General features: G+C 33.7%; 14 protein-coding genes. 6 read left to right on the top strand and 8 right to left on the bottom strand.

Going from position 1 to position 9,647, the window contains the following annotated elements:
* Positions 1–426: 426 nt before the first annotated feature.
* Both J7E66_RS01655 and J7E66_RS01660 read right to left on the bottom strand, forming a co-directional pair.
* Positions 427–630 carry a cold-shock protein gene (locus tag J7E66_RS01655; protein ID WP_214713511.1) on the bottom strand — a complete coding sequence of 68 codons (204 nt, stop codon included), beginning with the start codon at positions 628–630 and terminating at the stop codon, positions 427–429.
* A gap of 316 nt (positions 631–946) precedes the next feature.
* On the bottom strand, positions 947–1,435 hold the full coding sequence (locus tag J7E66_RS01660) for an SF0329 family protein (RefSeq protein WP_214997726.1): 489 nt from the start codon (positions 1,433–1,435) through the stop codon (positions 947–949).
* Positions 1,436–1,877: 442 nt separating this feature from the next.
* Between J7E66_RS01660 and J7E66_RS01665 the strand changes: the two genes are divergently transcribed.
* Positions 1,878–2,882 (top strand): DUF3231 family protein, encoded by a 1,005-nt coding sequence (locus J7E66_RS01665; RefSeq protein ID WP_214997727.1) that lies wholly within the window; start codon positions 1,878–1,880, stop codon positions 2,880–2,882.
* Positions 2,883–2,894: 12 nt separating this feature from the next.
* A complete protein-coding gene (locus J7E66_RS01670; RefSeq protein WP_214997728.1) occupies positions 2,895–3,350 on the top strand; it encodes a hypothetical protein in 456 nt (151 codons plus the stop codon).
* Positions 3,351–3,538: 188 nt separating this feature from the next.
* Here the strand turns inward: J7E66_RS01670 and J7E66_RS01675 are convergent, their stop codons facing one another.
* On the bottom strand, positions 3,539–4,039 hold the full coding sequence (locus J7E66_RS01675; RefSeq protein WP_214997729.1) for an arsinothricin resistance N-acetyltransferase ArsN1 family A: 501 nt from the start codon (positions 4,037–4,039) through the stop codon (positions 3,539–3,541).
* 119 nt (positions 4,040–4,158) lie between these two features.
* Here J7E66_RS01675 and J7E66_RS01680 point away from each other — a divergent pair, with 119 nt between their 5' ends.
* From J7E66_RS01680 to J7E66_RS01695, 4 genes are all read left to right on the top strand, one after another.
* Positions 4,159–4,605 carry a MarR family winged helix-turn-helix transcriptional regulator gene (locus J7E66_RS01680; protein ID WP_214997730.1) on the top strand — a complete coding sequence of 149 codons (447 nt, stop codon included), beginning with the start codon at positions 4,159–4,161 and terminating at the stop codon, positions 4,603–4,605.
* A 179-nt stretch (positions 4,606–4,784) separates the two neighbouring features.
* On the top strand, positions 4,785–4,973 hold the full coding sequence (locus tag J7E66_RS01685) for a hypothetical protein (protein WP_214997731.1): 189 nt from the start codon (positions 4,785–4,787) through the stop codon (positions 4,971–4,973).
* A gap of 74 nt (positions 4,974–5,047) precedes the next feature.
* On the top strand, positions 5,048–5,530 hold the full coding sequence (locus J7E66_RS01690; RefSeq protein WP_214997732.1) for an ArsI/CadI family heavy metal resistance metalloenzyme: 483 nt from the start codon (positions 5,048–5,050) through the stop codon (positions 5,528–5,530).
* Between the two features lie 65 nt (positions 5,531–5,595).
* The gene (locus J7E66_RS01695; RefSeq protein ID WP_214997733.1) at positions 5,596–5,811 is read left to right on the top strand and encodes a hypothetical protein; all 216 of its coding nucleotides are present in this window, start codon (positions 5,596–5,598) and stop codon (positions 5,809–5,811) included.
* 408 nt (positions 5,812–6,219) lie between these two features.
* On the opposite strand, the gene arsC is transcribed toward J7E66_RS01695, so the two are convergent.
* From arsC to J7E66_RS01720, 5 genes are all read right to left on the bottom strand, one after another.
* Positions 6,220–6,639, bottom strand: coding sequence for an arsenate reductase (thioredoxin) (gene arsC / locus J7E66_RS01700; protein WP_214997734.1), 420 nt, complete (start codon positions 6,637–6,639; stop codon positions 6,220–6,222).
* A gap of 13 nt (positions 6,640–6,652) precedes the next feature.
* Complete coding sequence (locus tag J7E66_RS01705; RefSeq protein ID WP_214997735.1) at positions 6,653–7,294, bottom strand: MIP/aquaporin family protein; 642 nt, start codon at positions 7,292–7,294, stop codon at positions 6,653–6,655.
* A gap of 29 nt (positions 7,295–7,323) precedes the next feature.
* Complete coding sequence (locus tag J7E66_RS01710) at positions 7,324–7,671, bottom strand: ArsR/SmtB family transcription factor (protein WP_214997736.1); 348 nt, start codon at positions 7,669–7,671, stop codon at positions 7,324–7,326.
* 855 nt (positions 7,672–8,526) lie between these two features.
* Positions 8,527–8,757: a hypothetical protein gene (locus J7E66_RS01715; RefSeq protein WP_214997737.1), complete on the bottom strand. Its 231-nt coding sequence runs from the start codon at positions 8,755–8,757 to the stop codon at positions 8,527–8,529.
* A 128-nt stretch (positions 8,758–8,885) separates the two neighbouring features.
* The gene (locus tag J7E66_RS01720) at positions 8,886–9,362 is read right to left on the bottom strand and encodes a hypothetical protein (RefSeq protein WP_214997738.1); all 477 of its coding nucleotides are present in this window, start codon (positions 9,360–9,362) and stop codon (positions 8,886–8,888) included.
* Between the last annotated feature and the right edge of the window lie 285 nt (positions 9,363–9,647).

The raw sequence follows: 9,647 nt of genomic DNA on the forward strand, positions 1-9,647 counted from the left end.
AGAGACAACAATCTATCGTTCGGCATTCACTGAGACGCCTCGAAAGTTTAGGATACACCGTTACGTTAGAAGAACCTAAAGCCTCTTAATCCAGTTACTTTCTAAACCATAGATCAATGAATCTGGCGCTCTCCCCTTTTTTAAAAAATGATTGAGCTGCGTCCTCTTTAGTATTGCCTTTTTCTCTGTGTTACAGAAGTTTATTTTCATGGTAGTTTAAGTACAAAACTTCACAGTTTTAGCCACTCTCTACAAAAGCACTTTAAAATTGTAATTAGGAGAATTCGTCATTATGTGATACACTGTTTTTACCATTTGATTTACTTGTTTACATGTGCCCTACTCATTCGTGAGTGGGGTTGCTTGTTTTTAAAAGAAGAAATAAAAAAACAGACTCTATAAAGAGCCTGCTTTAGTTTGTTCTTATTATGCAGCTTTACGCACGTTAGCTGCTTGAGCTCCACGTTGACCTTGCTCAACGTCAAAAGTAACTGCTTGACCTTCGTCTAAAGATTTAAAACCTTCGCCTTGGATAGCTGAGAAATGAACGAATACGTCTTCTCCACCTTCACGTTCGATAAATCCGAAACCTTTTTCTGCGTTAAACCATTTTACTTTACCTTGTTCCATTTTGTTTCCTCCTGCTGTGTGCTTTGCACACAAAGTGTTACTATCCTTGCACTCAGTGATCATCAAGACGAAAAGTTAATCTTATACTATCCTTTACACCGAACAAAAATAATTCTTCTAAAGTTTAACATTTTTTAAAAGTATTTGCAAGAAGACATAAACACAACCATTTTTGCCACTCATGAATTCTTTCACCTGGTTTTGAATTCTTATGTTGTTCTTATTCAAGTAAAGCACCCGTTACTTTAAGTGCATTTCTTCACAATCTATTGTAGTATTCGTTATAAGTCAGAATGAATTAAGAAGTATACTTAGGCTATGAATTACTATTAATTTTTTCTACCTCACTTCTTATTGCATACAATTTACGAACCAGTATATGTTCATTTTCTTTTATCTCAATACTTTGTAACCTTCTTTTTCCAAGTCTTTTATCAATCATACCTAAAGCCCTTATCAAAAAGCTCTTTGAGTTTATGGCATCACTTATTGATAAATTTATATACTCACATAGAGAATCCTCAATATAATCTATATAATATTGACCCTGTTCTTCCAATATCTTTTCAGCTTCGTGATAACTCATACATTCCTCGTCTAGCCTTAGTTTATAGTGATTGAAAAGCCATTTTACTTTTGAGTTGCTGTATATCTCTGCTCCATCTAATGTAATCCAAAATCTACTCTCTGGTTCGTGAACTGCTCTATAATTAGTATAGTTAATATTTACCCTACCAATTAATTTGTCACAAAACCTTGATTCAATAATTTTTTTTAATTTACTCCACTTAATCTGCAAACCCAATAAGAAAGTCCCCCCGTACCACAGCTGTTTTTTTTTGTATTATTTTTTCTTTATTACATTTACTTATTCAATTCAAAATATACTTTTTCCTTCTTCAACAAACCTGCCACGTTAGCATAATAAAAAAAGCTGCAACGATGGCAGTTGGATCTTTAACTCTTGCACCCGTTACTTGAACAAGCAGATACGCTTTTATTCCCTAATAAGAGCGTACTGTTCATTATCTTGTATATAAAAAATGTTTATTCGGAATATGACTTTTTCTTTGATTTAAGGTTAGGAATTTGATTTTTATTTTTCCTGAAATCTTAACCTTGTAATAAAAGTGTTCAAGACTTTTTTCTCTCATCATATTTGGATTCATAATACGGATAAATATTTATTACAGTATTAGGAAACATAATATGAGGATTGCATTTCAAATTAATGGAGGAAGCCTCTTTTGCAAAGTGAAAATAACATTAAACTAACGTCTGCTGAAATTTCACAGCTATGGTCTGCCTACATGAATGATAGCCTGTCAATTTGTGTACTTACATACTTTTTGGAAAAAGCAGAGGATCCTGAGATTCGTCCTGTAGTAGAATTTGCACTAGAGTTAGCACACGCTCACGTAAAAAAACTTATATTAATCTTTAACAGTGAGAAATTTCCCATTCCATACGGATTTAAAGAAGAAGATGTCGATATTACAGCTCCACGATTATTTTCGGATCCTTACTTTCTTTATTATCTTCAACAATGGAGTTCAATAGGGTTAGAAGCTTATGGCATCTCGTTGTCTTTAGCAACACGTTCTGATGTATTTCAATATTTTTCAGAATGTATTGATGATTCGAAGAATCTTCTCAAAAAAACAGGAAATGTTTTACTATCTAAAGGTCTCTATATACGAGCACCATATGTTACGACTCCTGAAAAGGTTGATTTTATTCGAAAACAGAATTTCTTAACTGGTTGGTTTGGAGAACGTAGATCACTTACTACATTAGAAATAACGAATCTTTATGCTAATCTTCAAAGAAATGTGTTAGCTATGACAACGTTCACTGGTTTCAGTCAAGTGGCAAAGTCAAAAGAAGTGGGTCGTTTTATGGCAAGAGGAAAAGAAATCGCTTCAAAGCATATTGATATTTATAGTTCCGTTTTAAATGAAAATGATCTTCCTGCTTCCGTGTCCTGGGATATCCAAGTTTCAAACTCAACCGTTTCCCCTTTTTCCGATAAACTAATGATGTTTCATGTAAATGCACTAGCCGCAGGCGCCATTGGATATTACGGTACAAGCTTGTCAACAAGTTCTAGACGTGATTTATCTACAAACTATCTCCGAATTTTAGGGGAAGTTCTAAAATATACAGAAGACGCTGCAAACATAATGATCGATTATGGTTGGATGGAACAACCACCAAAAGTAGTGGACCATGATAAATTAGCTAATACTTAGAGGGAAATAAACATGAAGAAAACAAATCAACTTGAAAGCGTCCTTTGGAATATTGCATTACCAGGATTTTCTCAAATCTTAAACGGAAAGTTTCTTAAAGGATTACTTTTCATTTCTTTAGAATTTTTAATTAACATTCAATCAAATTTTAACGAAGTAATCATGTTAAGCTTTCATGGTCATATCCAATCAGCCGTTGATAGAACGAATTATCAATGGCTGATGTTTTATCCTTGTCTATATATGTTTGCCATGTGGGATGCTTATAAAGACGCTGGTGGTGGAAAAGAATCTTCGTTTTTGCCGTTTGTGTTTTCTGCCTATTTTATAACAGTTGGTCTAATCTATTCCCCAACATTGAGGATAATGGGAATACTCTTCGGACCGGTTTGGTTGCCAATGTTATTTTTAATTATTGGGTTATTTATTAGCACATTTTTTAAAACCATCTTTCAAATGTTCCTTTAGTTGATCTTCCACTAATGCACCCGTTACTTTAAGTACAATGCTTCACAATCTTCGCAGAAATGTGGTTAAATTTGCTTAAATTGTGCTCAAGAATGTCGTGCCTTTACTACGGGTGCATCGTATTAAAAACAAAAAAGAGATGAAATATAGATAGATGAGCTCACTATTGGCTCCTCTGTTATTAGCTATTAATTAAAAATCTTTTCCATGATCATTACATCAACAAAACGACCATCTAATTTCCCTTGGTTTTTGAATATCCCCACTTCTCTATAACCATTTTTTCTGTAAAGACCTTGCCCAAGTTTATTACAAGGGAATGTAAAAAGAACAATTTTATTAAATTGATTCTTAGTCGCCGTATATTCGATTTCTTTTAATAATAATGAACCGACTCCTTTTCCTCGGTAATCCCTCCTTATATAAATTGATAAATCAGCTACCCCGGCATAGGCGCACCGGTTGGAATATGGATTTAACGATGCCCATCCGACTATTTCATCGTTATTTTCGATTACTATAACTGCAAATCGCCCTTTATGTTTGTTAAACCATTCTGTCATGTATTCTATATCTTTCTGGTCTTGCTCCAACGTTGCAATCCTATCTTCAATCCCTTGGTTATAAATGTTTAATATCGCTTCCAGATCATCTATAGAAGCTAACCTTGTTTTAAACCCTGTTTTCATATTAATCCCCCTGTACTTCAACTGTTTAAAATAATTATATAAAAAAATTTTCCAATCTGAAAGAAAAAAGGTTGCAAATTGCAAATAATTTTTATATAAATAAATCAGAGGTGAAAATAATGGAAAACGTTAGAGAAATGTTTCAAGTTATGACCAGGCGATTTGGTCTTTTAAATAAAAACTGTTGTCAAATAGGTGAAACTGAAATATCCCTAGTGCAGAGTCATATTCTTTATGAGATTCTCCGCAACGATAAACCTTCAATGCAACAAGTCGCTGATACTCTGGGGATGGATATAACCACTTTTAGTCGCCAAATACAAACACTTGTAAAGATGGAACTGGTAAAAAAATCGCCTCTTTCTCATGATAGACGTGTTACATTACTTACTTTAACTACACAAGGAAATTATGTTGCTGCTAAAATTGATGCGGAAATGAATCAATACTTAAATGAAGTGTTTTCACATATGAGCGAATTTGAACGAGAAATGGTTATTAAATCAGTCAAATTACTTAACGAAGCAATGTCAAAATCTACTGTTTGTTGTAAACCATTAATTTGAGCAAGAATACTTGCTCTTTTAATAAAAACAAATACTTGCAAATTGCAAGTGACTGAAAGGAGGGATTATTTTGTAGTCAATAAATTTTCACGTTGAACCATTTATTGTCCCACTTTACCAGCTTTTCAAGCTTACCTGTTTTAATTTTTTAGTTTTTTGATTAATAGGAGGGATTCATCGTGTTTAACGAGTATGGAGTATATCAAACCATGAAATTACGTCAGGAGGAAACGGAAATGAAAGCCCGAAATGCTTGGAAATTTGTAGACTTCCAAAAGGAAACATTCCTTGAAAAAGTCGTAAAGAAATGGAATGAAGGTCGAAAGTCATTAAGAGTACAACCTAATTGTTGCTGTTGCGCTTGTTAAACCGTTGCTTAATGAATAAATCCCAATCATATTATTGATGATTAATCAAATTAAATTATTAGGAGGAAATCGAAATGAAATATGCACATGTTGGTCTTAATGTTACTAACCTAGAAAAATCCATCCAGTTCTACAGTAAAGTTTTTGGAGTTGAGCCAGTTAAAGTAAAGCCTGATTATGCAAAGTTTCTTCTTGAAAAACCAGGATTAAACTTTACACTTAATCTTCGAGATGAAGTAAATGGAAATCAGGTAGGACATTTTGGTATTCAGGTTGAAAGCACAGATGAGGTTAGTGCTCACAAAAATAGACTTGAATCAAACGGTATACTTACACAATACGAGGAAATAAACACCACATGCTGCTATGCCTTCCAAGATAAATTTTGGGTTTTTGACCCTGACGGAAACGAGTGGGAGTTTTTCTATACAAAAGCAGATGTTGAAGTTAACAGTGAAAATGCTTCTTCTTGTTGCACTCCTGAACCGAAAGTTGAAAAAGTGGAGTGTTGTTCATCTACTACTCAAAGCAATAATACAACTACATGCTGTTCTTGAAATACTTTAATGATCTACGAAGGGTCTCATTTTAGGTAGAGACCCTTTTTATAGGGGGTATATGTATGATAGTGAATCATGCAGGTGCATTAAAGAAGGAGTACTTTTTATCTTATTTAAACCTAATTAGACTTTCACGAAATTGTACGATTGAGCAAGCAAAAGAAATTGCGATGGAGCTATTTTTTCATTACAACACCGAGGAATACGGCTTACAAACGTATCAGCAGTTTTTAGCCGCATTTCAAGAACTAACAGATAAATTAAAAAAAGACCAGTAAAGATCTTTTCTAACAGCATCTTCCCGTATTACCTATCATTGAAATTCCTTGACCATTTCCACTGCGATCAAGGATAAGGTCTTCGGTGTTTGGTTCAATATTAGGGTCGATTGCCACTATAATTTCATTTATAGTGACGATAATATCGTCTGCTTCTGGCTCATCCAGAGCCAGTCCAATCCTCGGCTGCCCTCAGCCAAAGCCATCAAAAAAGATACGAATGTTTTTAGCATTCTCTTCTTTGAACATTTTATTAAATTCATCACGTGCTTCATCAGTGATTTTCATGTCCATTCCCTCCTGCTTGTTTTACCTATTTATTTTAATCCACTTCTTTATAATAAAGTAAAAAAAATGCTTAATAATTAAAGCCAGGAGAGTATAAAGTCTCCTGGCTACTCAATCCTCTTACACACCAGTTTCAGCAAATCGCTTAATGCGTTCGCCGATTTCATCACGGACACGTTGGAAAAACGCCCATCTTTCTTCTTCAGTTCCTTCTGCCTTAGCAGGGTCATCAAAGCCCCAGTGAACTCGTTTTACATGTGTAGGAGTTACAGGGCAGTGGTCTGCTGCATGTCCACATAGCGTTACAACTAAATCAGCATTGTTTAATATGTCCGGATCTATTACATCAGATGTTTGCTTGGATATATCAATACCAGCTTCTTTCATCGCTTTAACAGCATTAGGGTTTAATCCATGAGCTTCAAGCCCAGCACTCTTCACTTCCCACCCATTACTTAGATGTTTTTTAGCCCAACCTTCTGCCATTTGGCTACGGCATGAATTACCAGTACAAAGAAAATAGATTGTTTTTTTAGACATGATGTCTTCTCCTTTATTTTTCGTGTAGTATTTTATAAATTATTGCCGCACAAGCTGCTCCTAAAATAGTTGCGACAATATACACCCATAAATGTTGAGTTGTACCAGAAACGACGGCTGGACCGATCGATCTTGCTGGATTCATTGAAGCACCACAAATTGGACCCGCAAACATAGCTTCTAAACCGACTGTTGCACCAATGGCGATTCCCGCAAAGGATTTTACTGCTTTACCGTGGACCGCCGAACCGAAAATCACCATCATTAAGAAAAATGTAAGTATAAATTCCAAAATAAAAGATTGACCCCACGAACCTCTCGGTAAAGTTGTTCCTAATGAAGCAATGTTTCCAAATAAAGAAAACAACGTCACACTTGCTGCAATCCCGGCAATTAATTGAGTGACAATATAATAAAGTGCATCCTTCTTATTTATATCCCCATGTATTAAAAAGCCAATAGTAACAGCCGGGTTAAAATGTGCACCAGAAAGGTGACCGAAAGTAAAAATTAATGCCATTACTACAAGTCCGAACGTAAGAGCTATTCCTACATGCGTTAAACTCTTAGTCAATTCATTTATTACGATAGCACCTGTTCCTGCAAAAACCAGAAAATAGGTTCCTAAAAATTCACTGATTAACTTTTTTTTCATATTTTTAATCCCCTTGATGATTCAATTGCTTAACAACCACAACGAAGCGTAGGATTGCTTTTGTCAATCTGTTTGATTTTCTCTATCTGGTCTGGTACATGTTCCAAAATATCTTCTATAAGTCCATAAAAATCACTTTGTGAATTCAAGGAATAATAAATCCACTGACCTCTTCGTTCTTCCTTAACCATCCCTGCATCCTTTAATTTACGAAGATGCTGGCTGATAGATGGTTGACTCATATCGAATACTTCAAGAAATTCACACACACAGCACTCTCGTTGTTTCAAAATAGCAACGATGGTTAGTCTTGTCTTATCACCTAATAATTTCAATGCATTAGCCGATCTCTCTAGATCCACTATTGATTTCAACATAAAGCAACACCTCCTCTTAAAGAAATATAAGTAAATAGTAATTTACTTATATAAATTTCATACAATGCTTAGTTTTCTAATTTTTTGTTGAAGCAAAAAAACTTATGCATTTTGTTCATAAATCTGAAATCAAGTTAATTAATACTAATCCACATTGATATATAACTATTCGCTTATATGGTAAATCAAATAATAATGTAATTCAAGAGGTTAATTGTAAAGTTAATGTAAATTAAAAACCAAAGTAGTATTTATTAATCGTATACTTTTATAGGTTTCAAACATCATTGAATCATTGTCCTCTGTTAGATTCTGAAAGTGTTTATTTTTATCTTTTCTTAATATACTAACCTGCCATTATATATAGTATGAGTTTCTACCGTATTCAACGTAAGTAATGATACAAAAATGACCGAATTTCTATCTTTGCTAACACATTATATAGAGGTATTTTTTATAGTATTCAACGTATTCAAAGATATGGAAATAGATATGTCTAACAGGGGAAAGATACGACCTTGAAGTTTAGTGTGGAAGTGTACTCCTTCCAGACTAAACTTCAAGGCTAGTAAGCGAAAGCGCGGTAGGGATGAAAGACAGACTAGTTGACTGATGAAGAGACTGCTAAATCACAGGATCTATAGCTACCCAAAGAGGGCTTAATTCAAGTTCTTAAATCCCGTACCTATGAATACATGTAAACAACGATAAAAGGTGCATTCCTTCAGCATTTTTTAAGTTGATACTATATATAAGCGTCTGTTAGCTGAACAAGAAAAAGCCACCATTATGGCAGCTCGTTCATCAACTCTTGCACCCGATAGTTAAATAAGAAAATGGCGAAAACAAGCTTTATTATGGGTTAAATAAAACAATAAATAAAATATCAATTACCACGGCAAGAATTAAAGAAATAAGCTTACTCCACCATTTTTCTTTAGAGAATATTAAAATCACAGCCGCAATTGTAAAAAACAACCACTTTGATGCGATTACACTAAAGTGCAATGTATCAGGTAAGAAAACAGTAGTCGCATAAAGCACTATTGCTAAAACTAATGAATAAATTAAAATCCTTAACGCCACCAAATAAATCACACTACCTTTGTTGTTGAACTCTAGCACCCGTTACTTTAAGTGAAAACTTTCACAATGTGCAATATATAAGAACAAGATTCAATGCTTTTATTTTTAGGAAATTTGTTATAATTTGATTACTTGTTAGAAAAGCTTTTTGTATTATGACTAAAATTATTTATAAATTGAAAACCATAAAGCAATAATGCTCTTAAAGAGTTAAATACAAAGAATTGAAATTTTGTTAATTTTACTAAGGAACCAATTTTATAACGGTCTAACAATTTTAATCCACCTAAAAATGTAAAACTAATGTGAAGAATTAGGTTAGAAATTATATACAATGGGAATTTACCAAAAGTCAGTTTTAACATCCAAAGACTTGTAACAATATATGGACCGAAATTAAAAAAGGTCATACCATCCAATGGTGGCACTACCTTATAAAATCGCCACCATTTTTTCTTTTCACCGTATAAATTTATTGCTTTGTTGAATGTTGCTATAAATATTGATGCTGGAAGAAATTTTTTTAATGAATTTCGACCAAAGAATGGAACTGTTAGCCCAGGTAAAATTAGCAAAGCGAAATAAAATAATTTTGAGTTTTTCATTATATCACCTCCTTATTTATGGTGTGTGCTTTTTTACCCACTTATCCAGATACTTTTATAAAACTTTATTTCACAAACCTGCCCCGTTACTTTAATAAGAAAAAGCCACCAAGTATGGCAGCTCGACCTTAAGCATAAGTCCCTTGTTGAAAAATACAGCACTGAATTAATTATTTTTACAACAGATTTTTACCCTTTTTTTATACTCTAACCAGCGGATAAATTTTAAATTACCGAATAACAGCCCATATAAAAAAGGATAGGAAATAGCAGATAACCATATAT

The organism is Bacillus sp. ISL-7 (assembly GCF_018613065.1).

Coding starts and splice junctions, on each gene's coding strand:
- J7E66_RS01655 (WP_214713511.1), bottom strand. CDS start 630: ATGGAACAAGGTAAAGTAAAATGGTTTAACGCAGAAAAAGGTTTCGGA.
- J7E66_RS01670 (WP_214997728.1), top strand. CDS start 2,895: ATGAAGAAAACAAATCAACTTGAAAGCGTCCTTTGGAATATTGCATTA.
- J7E66_RS01675 (WP_214997729.1), bottom strand. CDS start 4,039: ATGAAAACAGGGTTTAAAACAAGGTTAGCTTCTATAGATGATCTGGAA.
- J7E66_RS01680 (WP_214997730.1), top strand. CDS start 4,159: ATGGAAAACGTTAGAGAAATGTTTCAAGTTATGACCAGGCGATTTGGT.
- J7E66_RS01690 (WP_214997732.1), top strand. CDS start 5,048: ATGAAATATGCACATGTTGGTCTTAATGTTACTAACCTAGAAAAATCC.
- J7E66_RS01695 (WP_214997733.1), top strand. CDS start 5,596: ATGATAGTGAATCATGCAGGTGCATTAAAGAAGGAGTACTTTTTATCT.
- arsC (WP_214997734.1), bottom strand. CDS start 6,639: ATGTCTAAAAAAACAATCTATTTTCTTTGTACTGGTAATTCATGCCGT.
- J7E66_RS01705 (WP_214997735.1), bottom strand. CDS start 7,294: ATGAAAAAAAAGTTAATCAGTGAATTTTTAGGAACCTATTTTCTGGTT.
- J7E66_RS01710 (WP_214997736.1), bottom strand. CDS start 7,671: ATGTTGAAATCAATAGTGGATCTAGAGAGATCGGCTAATGCATTGAAA.
- J7E66_RS01720 (WP_214997738.1), bottom strand. CDS start 9,362: ATGAAAAACTCAAAATTATTTTATTTCGCTTTGCTAATTTTACCTGGG.